This is a genomic window from Methylobacterium sp. E-065 (genome assembly GCF_022829605.1).
Lineage (GTDB): Bacteria > Pseudomonadota > Alphaproteobacteria > Rhizobiales > Beijerinckiaceae > Methylobacterium.
The window spans coordinates 1-20,885 of record NZ_JAKSYD010000148.1 but is presented as its reverse complement, the minus strand read 5'-3'; the positions used below and the strand labels follow the sequence as shown (position 1 = coordinate 20,885).

Sequence of the window (20,885 nt, the reverse complement as noted above, 5' to 3'; positions counted from 1 at the left end):
GACGACGCCCGCCCTTCGGACGCGGCCGAGGCGGCGGGAGGAGCGGCGCGATCTCATCCCAGAGATCATCGGGGAGAAGCAGTCTGGCCATGCCAAACCAACGCTGAAAACCAAGCTCGGTGCCGTTCTGTTAGGCGCTCTAAGCACCGCGACAAACCACATCCCGATGGTCTGGGATGCGAGCAACAAGCAGTTACTGGCCAACTTCGGTGCGTCCTCCACTTGGACGGCGACGCTCACCACGACTGCAACGACCGGCATCACGGCGGCGGGCACGACGCAGGCCACGGCAACGACACTGACGACGCGCCTCAACGTCGTCCGCACGGGCGGCGCAGGCATGGGCGTTGTCCTGTCCGCCACGATGGCTGGACAGCAGATTGTCGTGAACCGCACGGGAGCTGCATTGCTGGTCTACCCGTCGACCGGCGGACTGATCGACGACGGATCTACGAACGCCGCGGTGACGATCCCCGCCAAGGGCAGCGCCACGTTTGAGCGGTATCCTGGCACGGCGTCGTTCTTCACATCCGCCCAAGCAACGGCGACGCAATGACCCGCCTCCCGCTCCTCGCCCTGCTGCTGCTCCCCGCAGAGACCTGATCTGATCCGCGCATGAGCACCTTCACGCAGAGCGAAGATCCGCTAATCGTCACGCGCGGCCGGCCGGTCTCGTGGCCGATGCAGTGGCAGGACCCCGCAGGCAAGCCGATCGACGTGACCGGATTCTCCTTTGCGGCGACCCTGCGCTGGCAGGGGAGTGAGGCGGCGATGACCGCGCCTTTGGTGGATGCGGCGGCCGGTCGGTTTAAGGTGGCCTGCACGGGCGACCAGGTCGCGGGCATTCCGGCCGGCCGCCTGTCCACGCTGAGCCTGTCGATTACGGACACGGCTGGCGAGGTCCACGACTACAAGATCTCGGTGATCGGGGTGATCCCGTGAGTGGTGGAGTGCTGATCGCCACGCAGCCGGTTGCGCGGCTGCTGATCGAGGCGACAGAGGAGCAGCCAGCGCGCGTGCTCGTTGCCAGCCAACCGGTCGCCACCCTGGTCGCGGTTGCCGAGCAGGGGCCCGCCGGACGGGATGGAAAGGACGGTCCCGCGGGCGGGAGCTTCGGCCAGATCACCTATACCGATCGCGTGTCCGGACCGGAGGATCGCTTCGAGGCCGGTGCGCGGCAGCAGCTACGGCTTGCACCGGGCTCGACCACCGTGTTGGACCTCCTGCTGCCGCCTTTCGCTGGACACGTCTTCGTCCACGATGATCGCTTTTGGCCCCGGGCGCCGAACGACGCCTATGACATTCACATAAACCTGCTGGTGGTCGCGGATCAGGCTGGCACGAAGCTGAAGGCGGACGTGGATGTCGGCTCGACGCTCGGGCCGATCCAGGCCGACGGCCAGGAGTTGTTCGAGGCGGCCGGCGTGAACGAGCGGATCACGTTCAGCTTCTCGATCCAGGCGCTCGAGAACACGCAGCGGAATGGAGCCGCCTTCTTCCTGAAGGCGACCAAGCCGGTCACCCTGGTGAGCGAGGCCATCTACATCGTGCCGCAATCCGTGCAGCCGGCGGCGCAGCCATGATCGCCGTCCAGTACGATCCAGACACGGATCAGATCTGGATCACGGGTGACGAACGATCCTATGCGCGTCGGTCGCTGATCGCTTCGCTTGAGGATGGCGATAGGGTCGGGATCAGACTGAAGTTCTCGGCGCCGGACGACTTCAAGCTCAAGACCCTGTTCTCCAACCTGATGGACGGCAACGGTGCCACCTTCGCCTCGCCCGCGGACGCGAAGGCCTACCTCGACGGGATCTTCGCTTGGCGGCGGGCTACCTCCGAGATGGTCGCCACCAGCTGGGTCGGGGCCAGGGCGCTAAGCGCCCCGCGCGCCGTGCGCAGTCTCGGCGATCAGACGCTCGACTATGCGTCTGCCTCTGACATCTCGCAGCGCGGTGCGGTGCTCGGCGTGACGGCGTCGGCCTCAGATGTAGGCATGCCCGCGACCGTCATCATGGGCGGGCAACTCGTGAGCCAGGGGTGGCAGCTCGTACCGGGCTTGCCGCTGTTCCTCGGTGAGGATGGCCTGATCACTCAGGTGCCGCCCAGCCTGCCGATGGCCTTCTCGCTCCGCCTCGGAATGGCCAGCGACCCGGACACGGCCATCATCCGGATCGCCCAGCCGATCGCCCTCACGTAGCCGAAGAAGGAGACAGGTCATGACCGCGCGGAAGCTTCTGACGCACAACGGCTCGGGCGATATGGCCGAATACGGCGGCCTGTCGGCCTCTGCCGGCGCTGGATCGGCTGGCGATGTGCCGGTGCTGGACGCGACTGGCCGCCTCGATCCGTCCTTCATGCCGAGCGGTGTCGCGGCTGAGAACGAGGTTATCGCCGCCACCGAGGCGCTCGCAGCGGGCGACTTCGTGAACATCTACAACAACGCCGGCACGCCGGCCTGCCGCAAGGCGGATGGATCGGCCTCGGGCGGCTTGGCCAAGTGCGCCCATGGCTACGTGCTCGTGGCGGTCGCTTCCGGAGCGAATGCCACGGTCTACACCGACGGCAAGAACAACCAAGTCACTGGCCTAACGGCGGGCGAGGTGTTCCTGTCCGCTGCGACGCCTGGGAAGGCCACCAACACCGCTCCGACCGGGACGGGCGCCATCGTACAGTCGCTCGGTGTCGCGGCGTCGGCCACCGAGATCAATACCGGCTTCGCGCGCCCGATCCTGCTGGCGTAATCAGCTATGGCGACGCGTCGGCCACTGGTCGCAATCGGTGGCGACATCTGCGAACTGCCTGCGGCGGACACGGTTCCGAACCTGCCGCAGACCCTGCAGACCATCGTCCCGGTTGTTGGTGGCAGCTTCAACCTCGACGGCTCGGCGATCGCCATCCTGCTTCCGCTCGCGGCCCTGGCCTCGAGCACGCTCAACCTGCCCGCCAACCCGGTCGATGGTCAGGTGATCCGGGTCACGACGATGTACACGATCTCGACGCTGACCGTGTCGCCCGGTAGCGGCAAGAGCATCGTCGGCGCACCAAGCTCAATCACGACGACGACGCCGTTCGGGCTCGTCTACCGGGCCGCCAACACGACTTGGTATCGGATCTAATGCCCATCGCCGCTGGCAGCATGAATCAGCAGGTGCAGCTCCTGCGTCGGGTCGCGGGGGCGTACCAGCCGCTCGGCCCGGTGCAGTGGGGCCGCCTGCAGTTCGAGCGTGCCGCCATTGTCTCGGTGGTGGGCGTGCCGCTCCAGGGGCGTGGCGGCCGGCTGACGGTGCGCAGCTGCGATCTCACGCGGAGCCTCACGACGAGCGACCGCTTGCGCTTGGATGGCGAAGAGTTCGCGATCACCATCCGCAAGGCCGAGGAAGTCGCCACCGACGATGTCCACCTGGAGATCGAGTCGGCGCCGACGACCGCCCTCTACGCCAACGAGATGGAGCGCCGCGGCGAGGTCGTGTCGCTCCGACGGAGGAAGGCGAACAGCAGCCCGCCGACCTTCGACGCGCAGATCAATGTCCGGGCGATCGTGACCGGCTACGCGCCCAGCGAGCTCGTCGGCGGCATCAACCAGGGCGACAGCCGCGTGATCCTGCTGGCAGCGGACGTGGCCACTGGCGGCTTCCCTGTGCCGTTCCTGACGAATAACGGCCTCGACGTCGTGTGGATCAACGGGCGGCAGCGCACGATCAAGAACGTGGACGACAACACGCACCGGATCGCGGGCGTGCTGCTGGCCTACGACTGCACGGTGAGGGGCTGATGCCGGCCGGGTCGAGCGCAGCCGTCCGCGCCGCGGTGGCGCAGGCGCTCTCGCCCGAGAAGCGCCGAGCGATCGTCACGGCGGCAGCCAAGGATGCCGCACAGAGGGCTGATGCCGCCTACCGCGCCGAGACCGGCCGGCCGCCGGCACATGACACGGTGGTGGACGGGCGGGCGCATGCTTCGCTGGACCGGCTGAACCCGGACCGCGGCGAGGTCGTGTTCCGGTTCGCCCAGGCCACCGAGGCGCTCACCTGGATCTACGATCAGATCGTGCTGCACTCGCCCCGGCTCACCGGCCGATTCGCCGCCTCGCATATCCTGCTGGCCGATGGGCAGCAGGCCGATCCGAAGAACCCGCCCGCCGCGGCACGCTACGTTTTCATGAGCCTCGCCCCCTACGCGAAGAAGATCGAGGAGGGCGAGTCATCGAGCGCGCCGTCCGGCGTCTACCAGGTCGTGGCCGTGCTGGCGGCCCGGCAGTTCGGCAATAGCGTGGACGTCGGCTTCGGATACGAGTCCCCGATCATCGACTACATCGCCGGCGCGCGCGGCCGCGGCGCCCGGGCTCTGCTCCGACAGCAGCCGGTCCGCGTAGCCGGCATGAAGCTGGAACGCGCCACACGCGTCCCGATCATCACCGTCACCCTACGCTGAGGGCTCCGTGGCCAAGCAGCACGTCATCGAGACGGTGAGGCAGATCCTCACCGCCTGGACCCCTTCGGCTGGCGATAAGCCGGCCATCGTCTACCCGAACGGCCCCGAGGAGCCGCCGGAAGCCCCGGCCCCGTACCTCGCGGTGCAGTTCCCGGTCTCGAACGAGAGCCGCACCACCTTTGACCGCAGCTATGTCGAGGACGGTGCCGCGCGCATCGTCATCCTGGCCGAGCGCGGCGGCGGCACGGAGTGGTCTGGGCAGCTCGGCGAAGAGATCGCGAAGCTGTTTCGCTCCCGGAAGATCAACGGCGTTGAGTTTCTCACGCCGACTTCGCCAATTCTGAACGATGACAATGACGAGGGAAACTACTTCCGCACGTCAGTCGTCGCTCCGTACACCTATCACTTCGACGATCCCGAGTAGATCGGCGGGTGACCGTGACGACGGCGCCGCCCAGCGCGCGTCTATCCGAGCAACACTGCGGCATGGGCAGCCGTGACACATCAAGAGGACACCTGTCATGGCGATCATTACCGCCTCGGGAACCAAGATCGAGATCGGACCGGTCGCGGCGGATGCGGTCGATACCGTCGCCGAGTTCGACGCGCTGACCCCCTACGTCGTCATCGGAAAGGTGGAGTCGATCGGTGACTTCGGCGACGAGCGCGCCGCGGTGACGTTCAACGAGATCGGCGCGGGCCGCATCTCGAAGGCCAAGGGTTCTGCCGACGCCGGCACCATCGCGCTGACGACCGCCTATGTGCCGAACGATCCGGGTCAGATCGCGCTGGAAGCGGCGCTAAACAACATCAACAACTTCGCCTTCCGGGTGACCTTCCCCGACGGCGCGATCCAGTACTTCCAGGGTCTCGTGATGTCGAAGAAGCGGTCGATCGGCACCGCCGATCAGGTTATCAAAAGGACTTTCAATATCGGCATCAACTCGCCGGTCTACGACAAGGCCGCGCCGAGCTCCTGATCCAGTTCGCTCGCGGCTGCCCCCCCTCAGGCTCGCGAGTGAAAGGGCGGGCCGGCTCGTCGGGGGCCGGCCCGCCTGCACTTCTGCACCCCGACGCAACCCGACAAGCAGGAATCCCGACATGGACCTCTCTACCCTGGACACCTCCGCATCCGCCGAAGCCGGCGCCGCCATGGAGGTCGTGCATCCGACAACCGGCGCTGCGCTGCTACATGAGGACGGAGCGCCGATCACGGTGACGCTCGCTGGTGAGGACAGCGATCGCTACCGGAAGGCCGAACGCCGCGCCTCGAACCGTCGCCTCGCTACCGCAGCGAGCGGCCGCCGCGTGCGTGCGACCGCCGAGGCTCTGGAGTCCGACCGCCTCGAGTTGCTCGTGGCCTGCACCATCGACTGGGACGGGATCGGCTTCGACGGCGGCGAGAAGGCATGCACGCCTGAGAACGTCCGCGTGGCCTATCAGAAGCTGCCCTGGCTCCGTGAACAGGCCGAGGCCTTCATCATGGATCGGGCAAATTTCTTGAAGGTCTAGCCAGCGAACTGGTCGAGTTCGCAGAGCAAGCGGCGTCGCGCAACATCGACGGCGCCCCGCCCCACGCTCTGGACCATATCTGGCGATGGTATTGCGAACTCGGCGGCGCCCGGACCAACAACGGCTTCGGGCTTAACCCGCTCTCCTTCACTGAGATCAGCGCCTGGGCCGCGCTGCGCGGATTTGAGCCGACAGCCTGGGAGGTCGGCCTGCTGAAGCGCCTCGACGGCGTGACCCTGGCCAACCAGAAGAACACCTCGCTCACGGGTGAGCCCGAGCCGGACATCGAGGTCGGCATCGACGACACCGAGGGCGTAAAGAGCATCTTCGAGGGCCTCAAGGCCCGGGCCGCCGCCAAGTTCGGAAAGCGCTAATTCCGTCGGCCTCGTCGCTGCGGCGCCGGCTCTACGGTCGGATCGCACCGGTAGGCTTCGCCGATCCCCTTGGCGCCCATCATCCCGGACTGCGTGTCGATCAGGAGAAGGCTGTTGCCACTCACGGCCGCGGCCTTCTCCTGCATCTCCGAGATCATGTTGTCGTAGCCGAGGCCGCCCAGCGCTCCTCCGATGAGCGACGATCCGCGAACCTCACCGAGGCGCTGGCAGCCCGCGACGGCAGCCTGATCGCGAACGATACGAACCGCTTCCGCATGCGCGCCTGTAGCCAACAGGCCCACCAGCATCACGCCCACCCGCCTTCGCATTCGCTTCTCCCGTGTACGGCGCCCCCAAGGCGACGAACGGGCGATTTCTCTCGAGGATCCCCATGGCCGCAGCCGAACAGCACGTCGAGGAGTACGTCTTTCGGTACAGCACCGATGGCGTGGACCAGACGCGCGCGAAGGTCGACCAGCTGGGCTCGTCGCTCGACAAGCTCGGGACGGCCCAGGATCGCTCGGCGAGCAGCAGCGACAAGAGCAACGCCGCGTCGGACCGGGCCGCCCGCGCGAAGGCCGCACAGGAAGCCGCCGCCGCGAAGCTGCAGCGCCAGATCGAGGCCGAGAACCGCGCGCTCGCCGCGTCCGAGGCCGCGCAGAACGCCGCTGCCGCCGCCACGGGTGGGCTGACCGCGTCGCAGATGAAGGCGATCGACGCCTATGCGGCAGCCACGAAGGCCAGCAACGACAACGCGGCCTCCGTCTCCAAGCAGGGCGAGGTCTTCAAGGCCGCGGGCAAAACGATCGCTGAGCACCCGGTGCTGGTGCTGGCGGCGAGCGTTGCGGCGGCGCGTGGGTTGGCCGGGCTGGCAACTGCGGCGTCCGGCTATCTCGGCGCCGCCTCTGTCTCAACCGCGGCCTTCGCCGAAGGTGCCTCAGGCATGGGCGCTGCCGTGGTCACCGGCGCGGCCCTGGCGGCGCGCGGGCTCGCCGGCCTGTCGACCGGTGCCGAGGCTGCCGCTGGTGGCTTTGCAGTCTATGCGGAGAAGGTAGCGGGCTTTACCACCGCCACCAGTCTGCTTTCTCGCGGCCTCACCCTCATCCCTCCGCTGTTCGTGCCGATCCTCGCCGCCTTCGTGGCGTTCGAGATCGGCTCGGCCGTCATCGGCAAGGCGAACTCCGATCTACAGAAGCTGATCGACATCGGCACGAAGGCGCAGCAGCTCGACGTCGGCGCCGGCTTCCTGAAGAGCTTCGAGTCGCTTGGCCCAAAAATCCAGGCGACCACCGAGCAGATGGATGCGGCCCTGTCCAAGGCCGCGAGCTTCGTGAAGGACCAGTGGGGCCAGACCAACAGCCTCACCAAGGCCTTCAACGACATCAACGCCACGGGCGTCGCTGGGGCGAACGGGCTCCAGGCTACGACGCAGGCCGATCTCGCCAGCACGACGCAGGAGCGGATCCAAGCGGCCCTCGCCGGGATGAAGGAGTTGCACGATCTCGGCCTCGACCTGGTCGCGCAGGACATCGGCAGCAAGGTCTTCGGTCCCGACTTCGTGGAACGCCTTCGCACGAGCGGCGTGACGCTGGAGCAGTTCGTCGCCAACATGCAGGCGGCCAGCGAGAAGCAGATCCTCGATCAGGGTCAGGTCGAGCGTGCCGTCGCCTTGAATCGCGCCATCGAGGACACGAAACAGGCCATCGCCGACGCCTGGGCCGTGAACATCGACTTCAGCTCGGCCGGCATGCTGCTGAACGAGATCTGGCTGAAGATTCTCCAGGCCGTGCTCGCCGTCGTGCAGGCGATGAACGACGGAATCGCCGCCGTGACGGCGTTCGGCTCCGCGGTGGCCTCGTCGATTGGTGGCGCCTTCGATGCCGTCTACAGCAAGGCGACGGCCGTCCTGGCGCAGCTGGGCGTGATCAACAAGCAGCAGGCGTCCGCGACGGCTCAGACCCCGCCGGTCGATGGGACTTATGGCCCGCAGCAACCGACGATCACCGCCCGGCAATTTCCCTACACCTTCGGGCCGACGGTGCCGGGATTCCAGAAGCCCGCCGCCGCGGCGAAGCAGGCGAAGGAAGCCGCTGACACCGCGGTCTCGTCCTACGACAACCTGATCAAGCGGACGCAGGACCACATCGACGAGCTGAACCTTGAGGCGGATTCGGTCGGCAAGGACGCGGCCGCCGTGATCAAGCTGAAGCTCGCGCATGATCTGGCCCGGGCCGCGCAGAAGGACGGGACCGAGGTCACCGAAGCGATGCGGGCCGAGTGGGATCGGCTCGGCGACACCCTCGCGACCAGCACCGAGAACCTGAAGAAGGCCAAGTTCGCCCTGGAGGGTATCAAAGAGGGCCAGCGCGAACTCGCCAGCGACTTCACGCAGTTCATCGAGGACATCACGGTCGGCGGGCAGAAGCTCGACGAAGCGTTCAAGAGCCTCGCCAAGACGCTCAGCAGCAGCGCGCTGAAGGCGATCATCTCCGGAGAAGGGCCGCTCGCCGGCATCCTCGGCACCGCGCCAGATGAGCGTGGGCAGTTGGGCGGCCTGCTGGGCGGTAAGCTCAACCTCGGCTCGCTGTTCGGCGGCGGTTCCGACGGCGCGGCTCAGGGCCCGACTCTGAGCGGCAAGACGCTGGATCAGGATGGCAGCCTGTTCGGCGGCCTTTTCGACGGCGACAAGATCTCGAAGGCCCTCAGCGGTGGAGCCTCGGATGGGATCGGATCAGCGCTGTCGAACGCCCTCAAGCCGACCAAGGCCGGCGGCGGCGTGCTGTCGTCACCACTTGGGCAAGGGCTGACCTCGGCCGCAGTGGGAGGCTCGCTCGGCTACAGCACGCAGTCGCCCCTCATCGGCGGAGCGGGCGGCGCCCTGGCAGGCTTTGCGGCTGCGGGACCGATCGGCGCTGTTGTTGGCGGCGCGGCCGGCATCCTCGGCGGCCTGTTCGGCGCGAGCGAGGCCAAAAAGCAGGCGAAGAAGCAGCTCCAGGAGAAGATCCAGGCGATGAAGGACGCCCTGACCGAGGCGCGTCCGCAGATCGAGGCATTGGACCTCGCGTTCACCGGCGGGGCGCTCGGCACGGTCGGCAAGAACGTCACCGACGCCCAGTCGCAGGCGGCCAAGGCGATCAAGACCGCCAGCGACGGCGGCGATCAGGCGCTCGCCGACAAGCTGATGGCTGACTTCAAGACCTATGTGGCCCGCCAGGTCGCGATCTTCGCCGACGGCTTCAACGGCACGATGGCCGAGGTTCAGGCTGGCTTCGGCACCAACGGCCCGTTCGCCACCGCGGTCTCATCTGTGCAGGCGCTCGGCGAGGCGCTGAAGGGCTTCGTGGCCGATGCCGGCCGGCTGACCGATCCGGCCGCGCAGATGAGCGCCCGGGCTGCTGCGGTACACGGCGCTCTCGGGAGCCTCAACCCGACGCCGACCCTGTCGACGACGCAGACCGAGCTCGCACGGATCCAGGGCACGGCTGCTGGGCTCAACCAGGTGCTGAAGGATCTCGGGCTGTCCTCGGAGCAGGCGGCAGTTGCGATCACGTCCGGGGTCGACAAGGCGATCGACGGGCTGCGGGACAAATTCACCACCGACCTGCAAGCCAAGATCAACACCGCGCAGGGCAAGGGCTACCTGAATGACGCTGCGGACCTGATCAAAGAGGTTCAGGGCCTGCAGGCCGATGCCGGCTCGGTCGGTGGCGATCTCGGGCAGGTGCAGACGTACTTCTCCGCCGCGGCGCAGAAGATCGTCGACAGCTCGCAACTCGTGGGCGACTCGTTCAATCAGCTGATCGCGGCGTTCCCCGAACTGGCGGGTCAGGTCCATGCCTTCAGCGCGGATGGGCAGAAGTCCACCGATGAATTGGCCGCCGCCGCCGCGCAGGCCCTGTCAGAGATCCAGGACCGGAAGCGCTCGTATGAGGATCGCGCCTTCGCGGTGAACTTCTCCGACAACAGCCTGGCCACCAAGCTGACCACCTTCGACCGGTCCGCCGAATGGGAGCAGTGGACCGAGATGGCCAAGGGCGGGCAGGCGCTGGACGAGCTGATCGCGACGCAGGTGCTTGAGCGGAACAAGCTGATCGCCGACTACAACGCGGCGGTGCGCCAGCGGCAGCTCACGTTCGACAACCGGACCTTCGCTGCGAACAACGACACCTCGACGCTGGCCGGGCAGTTGGCCGCCTTCGACCGGCAGGCGCAGCAGGACCGCGCCGACGAGATCAAGAACGGAGGTGAAGCGATCGTCGCGCTGGAGACCGCGCAGGCGGCCGAGCGCCTCAAGATCATCCGCGACTTCACCAAGCAGGCGCAAACCGCATTTGACAGCTTCGCCGACACCATCAAGAAATTCTTGGACAGCCTCGTCGCCGGGAGCAACTCGCCGCTGTCGCCGCAGGACCGGCTGGCGGCCGCGCAGAGCCAGTACGATCAGCAGCTGGCCCTCGCGCGCGGCGGGGACCAGACGGCGATCGGCAGCATCACGACCTATGCGCAGACGCTCCTCGACGCGAGCAAGGCCTTCTATGCCTCCTCGCAGGCGTTCCAAGACACGTTCAAGAGCGTGCAGGACACGTTGAGCGCGCTGCCGGTGCAGATCGGCGTCGATGGCTTCATGAAGCAGTACGCCGAGGGCGGTTGGGTCAACGGCGCCGGCACCGGGACCTCAGACAGCATCATCGCGCGGCTGTCCAACGGCGAGTTCGTCATGTCGGCGGCCGCGGCTGGCCGGTACGGGCCGCTGCTCGAGGCGATGAACGACGATCGTCCCATGGCGGTCTCGGCGCCTCCGCGGCCTCCGGCGGCCAACGGCAGTCAGGGTGCGACCGCCATGGTCGAGGAGATCCGGGCGCTTCGGGCTGAGGTGAGCGCGCTGCGGGGCGACGTACAAGACGGCAACGAGATCGCCGACGCCGGCCACCTCGGCACGATCCAGGCCACGAAAGACGTTGGCGCGGGCATCGCCAAGGGCAACCGTACCGCCTCGCGCCGTGAGGTGGCCGCGTGACCATCTACACGATCGAGGTGCAGGCCCACACCGGCGCAGGCGGCGTGCAGACGTTCTATGCCGCCTCGGCGCGCCTCAATACGGGTGCCGGAGACACCCCGGCCAACCAGCACTTTCACCCGTCCCTGGAGACGCCGGCCAACTTCGAGCGCCACCTGTTTGGCGATGGGACCACCACGGGCGCGTCGAGCGTCGCCTTCGGTGAGGTCGTGCTGGCGAACGCGCACGCGCGGTACGATGCCTGGGCCGATTATGCCTTCGACGGCCGCCCGATCATCGTGCGCGCCATGCAGCAGGATCGGTATGGCGAACCGATCGGGCTCTACCGGGACGCGCCGATCATGCTGCGCGGCACGATCGAGAGCCTCGACATCTCCGACGCCTTCCGGACGGTGCGCCTGCGGATCCACGACCGGCTCGCCGATCTCGACGCCAAGCCGCTGCTGACGACCCGTTATCTCGGAACCACCACCTCAGCCGGCGCGACTGCGGAGGGGCCGGCCACCCTCAAGGACACCATCAAGCCGCGGGCCTATGGGTTGATCCGGAACCTCACCCCGGTCGACGTGAACCCGTTCAACCTGATCCGGCAGGTGTCCGACCGGCCGTGCTCGTGGATTTTTGTCTACGATGGCGGCGTGCCGCTCACATTCAATCGCGACTACGGCACGGTCGCCGCTCTCACAAACGCTTCAGTGGCCGTTGGCGAATTTGCGACGTGCCTTGCGCTCGGTCTGATCCGCCTTGGTGGCACGCCGGCCTTCGCCGTCACGGCAGATGTTCAATCGGTTGGCCCGCGCGACGCTGCGAGCCTCGTGCAGCAGATCCTGACCGACTTCGGCATTGCGGCCAGCGACATCGACACCGCCTCGATCGCCGCTCTTACCTCGAAGAACGGCGCGAGCTGCGGGCTGTGGGTCAACGACGAGCGGACCGCATTGGCGGCAGCCAGCACCATCCTGATGTCGGTGGGCGGGTGGATCGTCCCGAACGGCCTGGGCGCCTTCACCGTCGGCCGCCTGGAGTTGCCGACCGGCGCGCCAGCTGCGGCTTTCACCGAGTGGCAACTCCGCGGGGAGGTGAAGCGGGTCGCGCCGAGTGACACGAACGGTGCGATCCCGGCCTACCGCGTGACGGTGCGCTACGGACAACTCGCCACCGTCTTCACCGAGGATCAGATCGCGGGCTCCATCACCGGCGCGCGGCGGGCCGGCCTGCAGCAGGAGTGGCAGGAGGCAAAGGCCGAGGATACCTCGGTGCAGAGCGTCCACCTGCTGGCGCAAGAGCTGTCCTTCGACACCTGCCTGACCGAGCCGGACGATGCCGGTGCCGAGGCCGCCCGGCTGCTGGCGATCTACAAGGTCCGCCGGGACATCTGGAACTTCCGGGTCAGCGTCATCGGGCCGAGCTACCGGCCGACGCAGGGCTCCGCCGACGTGTTCGCGCCGGCCCTGAAGATGGGCAGCACGATCTCGCTGCAGATGTCTCGTTTCCTGCCCACGCCGAAACCGCTGGTGATCATCGGCCGCGTGGATGACGCGGTCGCCGACGCGATCGAGTTCAGCGCCTGGGGCTGATCAAATGGCACAGCAGAACCTCGCCCTGCTCTATGAGAACAGGGTGGACCTCGATGGCGTCGTGTTGTCGGGCGGATCCTGGCAGACCGGGTCTCTCGGGCTGGCCAACCTGCGCACGCCCTACCTCGCCGAGGTGGCGCGCTCGATGAGCACGGCGCCGGCTGACACGCAGTTCCTGTGCAACCTGCCGCAGCAATACAGCATCGGCGGCATCGCGCTGGGCCCGACCAATCTGCGACCGAGCGCTCTGGTACGGTTCCGGTCTTACGCCGACTCCTCGCTCGCCGCCCTGGTCGACGACAGCGGCTTCATCGCGCTGCCCAGCAGCAAGGTCGATCAGCTCACGATCGCCTGGGAGGACCCAGGCTTCTGGGAGGGCATCACTCAGGAGTTCGATGACGTCGGGACCGGCGTGGGTAAGGGCGCGACTTTCATCTACATCCCGCCCGTCCGCTTCGTGGCCGGTGTCGTGAAGGTCGAGATCTTCGACCCCGGCTATCCCATCGGCTACTTCGATATCGGCCGGTTCTTCGTAAGCCGCACGTGGCGGCCGACGTATAACTACGAAGAAGAGGGCAATTCGCTCGACTTCGAGGCTGTCACCGATCAAGAGGACGGTCGCAGCGGAACGACCTTCTTCAACCCGCGGGCCATCCGCCGCACATTCAAGTTCAGCTTCTCTTTCCTGCCGGACACAGAATATCGCGAGATCTATCAGATCGCTGTGCGGTCCGGGATCCATAACCAGATCATGGTCGTGCCGAACCCGGGCGACACAAGCACGTACCTCCGCGAGGCGTTCTTCGGCACGCTCGGACAAGTCCCAAGCCTGCGCCGCAAATCGACGCCGAACATCGCCACCGAATTCGTCGCAAGGGAATCGCTCTGATGCCACTGACCTCCGATCAGCAGGCTGCGCTTTCTGCTGCGCTCGACCGCCTTCAGAACTTCTACGATGGCGATCACGCCTACAACCCGGCCACATATCCGGGCGCGTTCCGCCAGGGTGGCAGCGTCGTCAATTTCGAGCCCGCGCTGAAAGACGTCGCCACCGTGATGCAGCTGGCGTCGGTGCTCGTTTCTGATGCCACTGCCGCCTCTGGCGCATCACCCAAAGCGCTCCGGGTCGACGGCGCGCAAGGCTTCCTGCCGAGCGAGCGCGGACAGGGCCGAGCAAACCTGAAGGAGCCGACGTCGACCTATGTCTATTCCAGCGGCAACCGTACGCTGAGCAAGGACGATGTCGGGAGCGTCTTCTACGTCGACTCGACGCAAACGATTACGATCCCGCTGGTCTCCGATACCGTGGTCGGCGACACGATCGAGTTTTACGTCGGGGCCGGAACGCTGACGCTAAATCAGCCATCTGGCAATCAGAATGCGATCGGTCTCCCAGGCAGCAGCGGCCAGATCGTCCTGCTCACGGTCGGCGCGTATGTGCTCAAGCGGCACGACACGACGTGGCGCCTCTACAGCCCGCCGAACAACGCCGTGCAGCGCACCGGCGACACGATGACGGGGGCCTTGGCCATCGCATTTACCGCGCCGTACCTCGATCTGCTGTATGCCGGCGTCATCCGCTTGCGCCAGATCGTCGATAGTAACGGCACGTGGAGCCTGCGCGACGGCGATAGCGGCGACAATAAGTTTTATGTCGCCACTAATGGAGCTGTCTGGACGAAGCAGCTGGGAGACCTCTACAGCGCGCTTGTGAATCAGCAAAACCTCGCCGTCAACCGGTCTGTCACGCAGTGTCGTCAGGTGTATGTGGGCGATTATGACATCACCGGAAACTACAACGGAGGCATGGTTGAGCCCTACGCTCCCGCGCTTTGTTCCGGTCGATCCAGCATCACATCAGGCGACGGTAACGACATCATCATTCGAGCGATGAGATTCCGTCAGCATCAGTATTACATCGCTAACGTAGGTTGGGCGGCTACCTACAACGCATAATCCGAAAGGCGCATTCTATGACCGCGAAAATCAAAGACCTTGGCGTCTGGAATATCTATGTGCCGGATCCCATCCCGGAATGGGCATCGGAGCCGGTGACTGGCGCCAGGGTCGCATTCTCGCGGCGAGAAGGTGACGGCGTTGATTGGTACGAGTTCCGCAAGGCGGAGAGCTCTTTCAGTGACGGATATCTTCTAGCGATAACAAGTGGTTCTCTATACCCGGTCGAAACCATCCAAGGCGTTTTCCGAGACCGCAATGCTACACCCGTGCCCTTCGGCATGCGTGTGCTGGAGATCGAAGATATCGACCACGACGATCCAACTCCGTGGAAGGCCTACGAGCAGCGGATCTATGACCCCGGGACACAGGCCATTGGCGGATACGTCCAGCCACCCGTGCTCTCCGTTCGCGATTACCAATTCGCCGGACAGGCGGCGGCCGAGGGGATCATCGGCGACGACGACGCTCTCGAATGGATCACGGTCGGCAAGACGCCGGACAGGCTGATTAGTGCGGTGAAGGAGAAGGTGACCGACCCAGACCGGCAGAAGCGCGTGCTCCTGTTCTTGGCCGGCACCACCACCTTCCCGCGTTTCCACGAGCTGACACCGCTCCTGGCCGGCTCGTTCGGCAAGGACACACCTGAGAAGGTCGACGCCTTCTTCCTCGCCGCCAGCCAGCGCTGAGCCGGGCGAGACCCACTAACCTCCAGACAATCGAGGCCGACCATGACGCGCATGCTCGCGGCGCTGGCGCTTGCCTGCGCGCTCATATCGCCTACCGCGGCGGCCCGGCACCCGCGCGGGTTCTGTGTGCCGGTCTTCGTCGAGGGCGTGGGCACGGTCCGGGTGTGCGGGACGCGTTCGCACGCGAGGCGGCCATGAACGCCCTGGCGACCCTCTTCGCGTCGATCCTCGCGTGCCTGCGCGACATCGGCGGCCGAAGCCGGCGGATGGAGCTGAAGCTCGACCGCCTCCTGATCATCACCGAACGGATGGAGCAGACCATGGCCGAGAACGACAGCACGATCCTCGCCGAGCTCGAAAAGCTGAAGACCAGCGTCAACGACCGCACGACGAAGCTCGGTGAGCAGCTTGCGGCGGCGCATGCGGACCTCGCGAGCGCGGAGGCCAAGGGCCGGGCTGCGCAGAAGACCGAGGACGAGGAGGCCGCCGCCGCCGACAAGGCCGCAGCGCTCGCCAAGATCAAGGAGATCTCGGACGGCCTCGTCGCCTTCCAGGCTTCCGGCAACTGACCCGCGGGCGGGGCCCACGCGGCCCCGCTATCGCCTGGAGGACCTGATGGCGCTCACGACATCCCGGAACGGCGTGCTGTTCATCGCCTGCCGCGAGGCGCTGGTGCTGACGGCCTATCCCGACGGCCCGCACCCGAGCATCGGATTCGGCCACAACAGCGCGGCGCTCAAGATCGGCGACAAGATTGAGGTGGCCGACGCCTTCCGGCTCCTGCGCGACGACCTCGCGAAGTGGGAGGACGGCGTGAACCGGGCTCTGAAGGCGCCGGTCTCGCAGCACAAATTCGACGCGCTGGTCAGCCTGCACCACCAGTCGGGCAACCGGTACATGCCGGCGGTGGCGGCGCTCTGCAACGCCAAGGAATTCGACGTGGCGGCGGCGCTGTTCCCTCTATGCGATCGCAACCTCGCGGGGGAGCAGAAGGACGGTCTGCGCAAGCGCCGCATCCTTGAGTCCGCGGTCTTCTCGGCCGGCGACTACGGCGCGCTCGACCCGATTCCGTACTGGCCCGGCGATCCCAGCACGACCGCGCGGCAGCAGTACCACCTCCAGCCCGGCGACATCTGAGGACACCCCCATGGCGAAGAAGCCCTCGTGCGATGAGCACGAGCACCCTGACGGCTGCCTGTGCCACGCCCCGGTGGCCGAGCACGAGGCGACCCAGGACCACGAGCTGCCGGCGGCGCGCGGCGGCGTCGAAGGTGACCGGAAGCCGAGGCGTGCCAAGGCAGATCGCACCGCCGTCGAGGGGGAGGCGTGATGGCGCGGCGCGGCATCTACATTCTTCGCATCGAGCGCGGCTGCGCTGCGGCAATCCTAGAAGACGGAGAGATCGCCCCCGTCACGAACTGGGTCACCCGCGGCGAAGAGTGCGGCCCGGCGGAAGCCACATCCTGCGTGATCGGACCGGTCGGCCCCGACGCGGTCTGGCTGGTGATGGCAGGCAAGGCCTTCGCTGCGGTCATCCATTCTTGAACTCAGGAGAACCATGATGCCATTCCTGTCATGGCTGGCCGATGTGCCGCGCGCCGCGGGCCTCAAGGTGGCCGAGCAGCCCGGCTGGAAGACCCGCGGGCACGGCCCGATGGGTGAGGTGAAGGGCATCATCTGCCACCACACAGCCTCGAACCGGAACAAGGGCAACGCGCCGAGCATCGGCATCGTCACGGAGGGGCGCGGCCCGGCGCCCGGCGCCCCCGCCCTGACCGGTCCGCTGTCGGCCTACGTGCTAGGCCGGGACGGCACCGTGTACGTCATCGGGGCCGGCGTTTCGCACCATGCCGGCAGCGGCCAGTACCGTGGCATCACCGCCGGCAACAGCAGCATGATCGGCATCGAGGCCGAGAACGATGGCATCGGCGAGCCCTGGCTTGCCGTCCAGCGCGAGGCCTACGTCCGGCTCTGCGCGGCCATCCTCGATCGCGCGAAGCTGCCGACGATCATGTGCTGTGGTCACAAGGAGTGGACCACGCGCAAGATCGACCCTGCCGGCATCGACATGGTCGTGTTCCGCCGGGACATCGACGCCGTGCGGAACGGCGGCATCGTGCGGCCGCTCATCCCGAAGCAGGATGCCCAGAAAAGGCCGACCCTGCGCCGCGGAGCGAGCGGTCCGGACGTGATCGCGCTCCAGAACGCCATCGGCGTGAAGGCGGACGGCCAGTTTGGGCCCGGCACCGAATCTACCCTGCGAGCCTACCAGCGCGCGCACCACCTCGTGGCCGACGGGATCTGCGGACCTGCCTGCTGGGCCGCGATCGACAGCGTGAGGGCCGCCGCATGAAGTGGTTGCTCGACATCCTGCTCGCCCTCGGCATCGCGCTGATCGCCTGGGGCACGGCCATCACCAACGGCCCGGGCTCGGCCGATGAGCGCGTCGCCGGATCCGTGCCGATCCTGGCCGGCATCGGCTTCGTCCTGCTCGACTTCGTCATCGCCTTCGTCTGGCTCGTCGTCCGGGCCTGAGACCCGCGCCGGCCGGGCCCGCCCCTCAAACCAGCGCGTCGGAGATCCTGATCAGCTCGGCGCACTCTTCCGCCGAGATCGTCTCATCGCCGTCCGACGCTTGGGGCAGCTTCTCGACGAACGTCGTGCCCTCGCTGTCGAGGACATGCTGCATGTAGCGCTTCAGCAGCGCGGCGTAGTCGACGGCCATTCATGGTCTCCCTGACCGAGGCCTACCGTTTACCGAGCCGGCGGTTCCCGGCGCATCCCTGAAACGAGAGAACACCATGTCCCGCCTCTTCCTGGCGGCGCTGGCGTTTGCCTGCGTCTGCTCGCCCGCCCTGGCCGAAGTCGCCATCACCGCGCCGAACAGCGCCTCCCTCCCCTGGGGCGACTGGATCCTAGCCGTGCTCCCGGCGGTCTCCAATGTCCTCGTGCCGATCGCAGCCGGCGCCATCACGGCGGGCATCTACAAGGTCGCTCCCTGGGCCGCTCTCGTGCTGTCCAAGCAGCGTGTCGAGACGATGGTGCAGGGCGGCGCCGCCTACGGCATGAACGCGGTAGCCGGCGTCGTGAAGGGCAAGACCATCACCATCCCGCATCTGGGCTCGGCCGTGATCGCCGAGGGTGTGCAGCACATCATCAACACCAGCCCGCAGCGTGCGATCGCCAAGGCCGGCGGCGCCGAGGGTATCGCCGGGATGATCTTCCGGTCCCTGCCGCTCGACGAGCACTCCAGCGCGTCGGCGATCCTGCAACCAGCGCTCGACGATCTCGCCCAACGCGGCCTGATCAAGTAGCCGCGCGGCAATCGGTGACCCGATGCCGTCCGGCGCCATCGGCGGCTGGCTGCTCGTGCTGGCGCTGCTGCTGGTCGCGTTCCTTGCGGCCGGCTCGGCGGTGCTGGCCCCGTGACGATCACCGATCCGCGGCGGAGGCGCTGAAGCCATGGCCGCAACCCTGTGCCCTGATACCTGTTCGAGTGAGGCGATGCCCTTAATGCCGGACGAGACCTCCGACGCTCCGCTGCTCTCAGGCCAGGGTGACCTGAAGAGCGATGTCCGCCTGCTCGCGTATCAGGTTGCGCTCCTCGACAAGAAGCTCGACCGCTTCTTCGACGAGGTCAAAAACAACTATGCGACGAAAGGCGAGGTGAAGGAGCTTAAGGAAGACGTAGACAAGCTCAACGCCAACATCGGATGGTTGGTGAAGATCATCATCGGTGCGGTTGTCATTGCGCTGCTCGGGTTGGTGATTGTGAAAGGCGGGGTAGCTCCCCGATGATCAGGCACAACCGCACGCCGGAACTCATGAAGCCGACCCCGACCGACATCGATCTGTATGCCCGCGCCCTGGCGCTGTCGCATGCCCCGCGGCAGGTCCCGATCCACCACCGCGTGCTGGATTTCTTCTACTGGGCGGGAATCATGCTCGCCTTCGGCTGGGTGTTCTCTATGGCGATCGACCGCGACCCGCCGGTCAAGCAGCTGTCCCGGGAGGTCGTGAATCCCGACAAGCGGGTTCGCGTCGGCGATCGCCTTCTGATCCATGGCGTGCGCGATCGGCTGCGGTCCTGCGAGATCGCCCGACGCTGGTGGGTCATCGACGGGGCCGGGCGCCGTCTGGACTTCGAGACCGAGCGCTTCGACGCCTACGGACCGCTCGGGCGCGAGGAGGAGGTCATCGGGCCCTACATTCCGCTCGACGCGATGCCCGGCCGCGGTCGGCTGATGGGCGTCGTTGCCTACGACTGCAATCCACTCCAGCGGGCGCTCGGCTGGTCCATCGTGTCGATCCTGCCGCCTCTGGAGTTCGAAATCCTCCCGCGGGCGGTGTCGCCGTGACCTGCGCACCCGCATCCCAGGATCTGACCATCGTGATCGCGTTGGTGGCGCTGTTCGCCGGCATCATCATCGGGACGAAGGTGCCCAGGCCGAGCGACCCGCCGAGCTGACGGGAACCTCCGCGATGCCCCGCGCGTAGTCCGGCCTTCTGGTCCCTCTTGAAAACCACCTTCAACCGCCCGGCTCCAGCCGCGGCGGTTTTTTCGTGCAATCTGAACCTCTTTTACGGCGCGTGCGTTCCCTGCCTTCATCAACGGATGAGGTTCTGATGCGTTATCGCACTCTCATGGCCGCCGTGCCGCTCTCTGCACTCCTCGCTGGCACAGCCTACGCGCAGGCGCCGGCCACCGCGCCAGGCGCGCCGCCGACATCTACGGGTGTGGCCACGCCCCAAGCGGGATCAACCGGTGCTCCAGGAGCCGTGACAGGATCGCCGACCGGGCAGCCGGCCGACACGCGGTCGAACAGCTCCTCCGCCGCCGGCAATGCAAATCAGCCCGAGCGCGCAGCGCCTCAGGGCGGTGGCGGTGGCGGCAGCAAGTAGCCGCCGATCGCCATCATCTCCACGCGCTCTCTTCAGCCCCGCCGGCTCAGCCGCGCGGGGCTTTTCTGTCTCGACATCGTGACGCTACGTCCGCCTCGGCTGCGATATGAAGCTCTTGTTGAATCCCCCAAGGTTCGATGACCAAACTTCAGCCCGCTCGGCCCAGTGTCGCAGCGGGCTTTTCTTTGCGCTGCCGAGTAGTATTTTACTCAGAATGGCGGTTGTGCTCCTCCCCCGGGCACCATGCCTGAGAAGCCCGCCCGGTTCGCCGGCGCGGGCTTTTTCCTTTAGCAGGCTGCTGCAAAAGTCGCTGGCGGCTTGTCTGGTGAGATGATTCACTCTGTCGGGGAGATCGGCGGGGTTTGAGCGATGCGCGGGCGTGAAGAGGGATCGGCCAACCTGTTCAGCTACGTCCGGCTTGAGGACC

The 20,885-nt window shown here is 66.7% G+C and carries 29 protein-coding genes and 1 pseudogene; 26 read left to right on the top strand and 4 right to left on the bottom strand.

Going from position 1 to position 20,885, the window contains the following annotated elements; all coding sequences use genetic code 11:
* Positions 1-91 (bottom strand): annotated as a pseudogene (locus tag MKK84_RS19610) (IS5/IS1182 family transposase); the annotation flags it as partial.
* Positions 92-166: 75 nt separating this feature from the next.
* Here MKK84_RS19610 and MKK84_RS19605 point away from each other — a divergent pair.
* From MKK84_RS19605 to MKK84_RS19550, 12 genes are all read left to right on the top strand, one after another.
* The gene (locus MKK84_RS19605; RefSeq protein ID WP_243922667.1) at positions 167-556 is read left to right on the top strand and encodes a hypothetical protein; all 390 of its coding nucleotides are present in this window, start codon (positions 167-169) and stop codon (positions 554-556) included.
* Positions 557-615: 59 nt separating this feature from the next.
* Positions 616-942, top strand: coding sequence for a hypothetical protein (locus tag MKK84_RS19600; protein WP_243922665.1), 327 nt, complete (start codon positions 616-618; stop codon positions 940-942).
* Entirely contained in the window at positions 939-1,583 is a 645-nt protein-coding gene (locus MKK84_RS19595; protein WP_243922663.1) for a hypothetical protein, read from the top strand. The genes MKK84_RS19600 and MKK84_RS19595 overlap by 4 nt, the downstream gene beginning before the upstream one ends.
* On the top strand, positions 1,580-2,200 hold the full coding sequence (locus MKK84_RS19590; protein ID WP_243922661.1) for a hypothetical protein: 621 nt from the start codon (positions 1,580-1,582) through the stop codon (positions 2,198-2,200). The genes MKK84_RS19595 and MKK84_RS19590 overlap by 4 nt, the downstream gene beginning before the upstream one ends.
* Positions 2,201-2,219: 19 nt before the next feature.
* Positions 2,220-2,744, top strand: a complete 525-nt coding sequence (locus tag MKK84_RS19585; RefSeq protein ID WP_243922658.1) for a hypothetical protein — start codon at positions 2,220-2,222, stop codon at positions 2,742-2,744.
* Positions 2,745-2,750: 6 nt separating this feature from the next.
* The gene (locus MKK84_RS19580; protein ID WP_243922656.1) at positions 2,751-3,119 is read left to right on the top strand and encodes a hypothetical protein; all 369 of its coding nucleotides are present in this window, start codon (positions 2,751-2,753) and stop codon (positions 3,117-3,119) included.
* Positions 3,119-3,775 (top strand): hypothetical protein, encoded by a 657-nt coding sequence (locus MKK84_RS19575; RefSeq protein WP_243922654.1) that lies wholly within the window; start codon positions 3,119-3,121, stop codon positions 3,773-3,775. The genes MKK84_RS19580 and MKK84_RS19575 overlap by 1 nt, the downstream gene beginning before the upstream one ends.
* Positions 3,775-4,431: a hypothetical protein gene (locus MKK84_RS19570; protein ID WP_243922652.1), complete on the top strand. Its 657-nt coding sequence runs from the start codon at positions 3,775-3,777 to the stop codon at positions 4,429-4,431. Before MKK84_RS19575 ends, MKK84_RS19570 begins: the two co-directional genes overlap by 1 nt.
* A 7-nt stretch (positions 4,432-4,438) precedes the next feature.
* On the top strand, positions 4,439-4,855 hold the full coding sequence (locus MKK84_RS19565; RefSeq protein ID WP_243922649.1) for a hypothetical protein: 417 nt from the start codon (positions 4,439-4,441) through the stop codon (positions 4,853-4,855).
* A 97-nt stretch (positions 4,856-4,952) separates the two neighbouring features.
* Complete coding sequence (locus MKK84_RS19560) at positions 4,953-5,411, top strand: phage tail tube protein (protein ID WP_243922647.1); 459 nt, start codon at positions 4,953-4,955, stop codon at positions 5,409-5,411.
* Positions 5,412-5,532: 121 nt separating this feature from the next.
* The gene (locus MKK84_RS19555; RefSeq protein WP_243922646.1) at positions 5,533-5,943 is read left to right on the top strand and encodes a hypothetical protein; all 411 of its coding nucleotides are present in this window, start codon (positions 5,533-5,535) and stop codon (positions 5,941-5,943) included.
* Between the two features lie 230 nt (positions 5,944-6,173).
* Positions 6,174-6,317, top strand: a complete 144-nt coding sequence (locus MKK84_RS19550) for a hypothetical protein (RefSeq protein ID WP_243922644.1) — start codon at positions 6,174-6,176, stop codon at positions 6,315-6,317.
* Here MKK84_RS19550 and MKK84_RS19545 read toward each other — a convergent pair.
* Positions 6,314-6,634 (bottom strand): DUF4156 domain-containing protein, encoded by a 321-nt coding sequence (locus tag MKK84_RS19545; protein WP_243922642.1) that lies wholly within the window; start codon positions 6,632-6,634, stop codon positions 6,314-6,316. The genes MKK84_RS19550 and MKK84_RS19545 overlap by 4 nt on opposite strands.
* Positions 6,635-6,708: 74 nt before the next feature.
* Between MKK84_RS19545 and MKK84_RS19540 the strand changes: the two genes are divergently transcribed.
* From MKK84_RS19540 to MKK84_RS19490, 11 genes are all read left to right on the top strand, one after another.
* Positions 6,709-11,334, top strand: a complete 4,626-nt coding sequence (locus tag MKK84_RS19540) for a hypothetical protein (RefSeq protein ID WP_243922640.1) — start codon at positions 6,709-6,711, stop codon at positions 11,332-11,334.
* The gene (locus MKK84_RS19535) at positions 11,331-12,911 is read left to right on the top strand and encodes a hypothetical protein (protein ID WP_243922638.1); all 1,581 of its coding nucleotides are present in this window, start codon (positions 11,331-11,333) and stop codon (positions 12,909-12,911) included. Before MKK84_RS19540 ends, MKK84_RS19535 begins: the two co-directional genes overlap by 4 nt.
* A gap of 145 nt (positions 12,912-13,056) precedes the next feature.
* The gene (locus MKK84_RS19530; RefSeq protein WP_243922636.1) at positions 13,057-13,800 is read left to right on the top strand and encodes a hypothetical protein; all 744 of its coding nucleotides are present in this window, start codon (positions 13,057-13,059) and stop codon (positions 13,798-13,800) included.
* Positions 13,800-14,867, top strand: coding sequence for a hypothetical protein (locus MKK84_RS19525; protein WP_243922634.1), 1,068 nt, complete (start codon positions 13,800-13,802; stop codon positions 14,865-14,867). The genes MKK84_RS19530 and MKK84_RS19525 overlap by 1 nt, the downstream gene beginning before the upstream one ends.
* Before the next feature lie 17 nt (positions 14,868-14,884).
* Entirely contained in the window at positions 14,885-15,556 is a 672-nt protein-coding gene (locus MKK84_RS19520) for a hypothetical protein (RefSeq protein WP_243922632.1), read from the top strand.
* Positions 15,557-15,750: 194 nt separating this feature from the next.
* On the top strand, positions 15,751-16,125 hold the full coding sequence (locus tag MKK84_RS19515; protein ID WP_243922630.1) for a hypothetical protein: 375 nt from the start codon (positions 15,751-15,753) through the stop codon (positions 16,123-16,125).
* A 46-nt stretch (positions 16,126-16,171) separates the two neighbouring features.
* Positions 16,172-16,693: a lysozyme gene (locus tag MKK84_RS19510; protein WP_243922628.1), complete on the top strand. Its 522-nt coding sequence runs from the start codon at positions 16,172-16,174 to the stop codon at positions 16,691-16,693.
* A 10-nt stretch (positions 16,694-16,703) separates the two neighbouring features.
* Positions 16,704-16,886, top strand: a complete 183-nt coding sequence (locus tag MKK84_RS19505) for a hypothetical protein (RefSeq protein WP_243922626.1) — start codon at positions 16,704-16,706, stop codon at positions 16,884-16,886.
* The gene (locus MKK84_RS19500) at positions 16,886-17,101 is read left to right on the top strand and encodes a hypothetical protein (RefSeq protein WP_243922624.1); all 216 of its coding nucleotides are present in this window, start codon (positions 16,886-16,888) and stop codon (positions 17,099-17,101) included. Before MKK84_RS19505 ends, MKK84_RS19500 begins: the two co-directional genes overlap by 1 nt.
* Positions 17,102-17,114: 13 nt before the next feature.
* Positions 17,115-17,909, top strand: coding sequence for an N-acetylmuramoyl-L-alanine amidase (locus MKK84_RS19495; RefSeq protein WP_243922622.1), 795 nt, complete (start codon positions 17,115-17,117; stop codon positions 17,907-17,909).
* Complete coding sequence (locus MKK84_RS19490) at positions 17,906-18,091, top strand: hypothetical protein (protein ID WP_243922620.1); 186 nt, start codon at positions 17,906-17,908, stop codon at positions 18,089-18,091. The genes MKK84_RS19495 and MKK84_RS19490 overlap by 4 nt, the downstream gene beginning before the upstream one ends.
* Positions 18,092-18,116: 25 nt before the next feature.
* Here the strand turns inward: MKK84_RS19490 and MKK84_RS19485 are convergent, their stop codons facing one another.
* Positions 18,117-18,281, bottom strand: a complete 165-nt coding sequence (locus tag MKK84_RS19485; protein WP_243922618.1) for a hypothetical protein — start codon at positions 18,279-18,281, stop codon at positions 18,117-18,119.
* A 76-nt stretch (positions 18,282-18,357) separates the two neighbouring features.
* Here MKK84_RS19485 and MKK84_RS19480 point away from each other — a divergent pair, with 76 nt between their 5' ends.
* The 3 genes from MKK84_RS19480 to MKK84_RS19470 all read left to right on the top strand — a co-directional run bounded on the left by MKK84_RS19480 (position 18,358) and on the right by MKK84_RS19470 (position 19,914).
* Positions 18,358-18,870 (top strand): hypothetical protein, encoded by a 513-nt coding sequence (locus MKK84_RS19480; protein ID WP_243922616.1) that lies wholly within the window; start codon positions 18,358-18,360, stop codon positions 18,868-18,870.
* 148 nt (positions 18,871-19,018) lie between these two features.
* Positions 19,019-19,354: a hemolysin XhlA family protein gene (locus tag MKK84_RS19475; RefSeq protein ID WP_243922614.1), complete on the top strand. Its 336-nt coding sequence runs from the start codon at positions 19,019-19,021 to the stop codon at positions 19,352-19,354.
* Entirely contained in the window at positions 19,351-19,914 is a 564-nt protein-coding gene (locus MKK84_RS19470) for a hypothetical protein (RefSeq protein ID WP_243922612.1), read from the top strand. Before MKK84_RS19475 ends, MKK84_RS19470 begins: the two co-directional genes overlap by 4 nt.
* 628 nt (positions 19,915-20,542) lie before the next feature.
* Here MKK84_RS19470 and MKK84_RS19460 read toward each other — a convergent pair.
* A partial coding sequence (locus tag MKK84_RS19460) for a hypothetical protein (RefSeq protein ID WP_243922610.1) occupies positions 20,543-20,885 on the bottom strand: 343 nt, incomplete at its 5' end.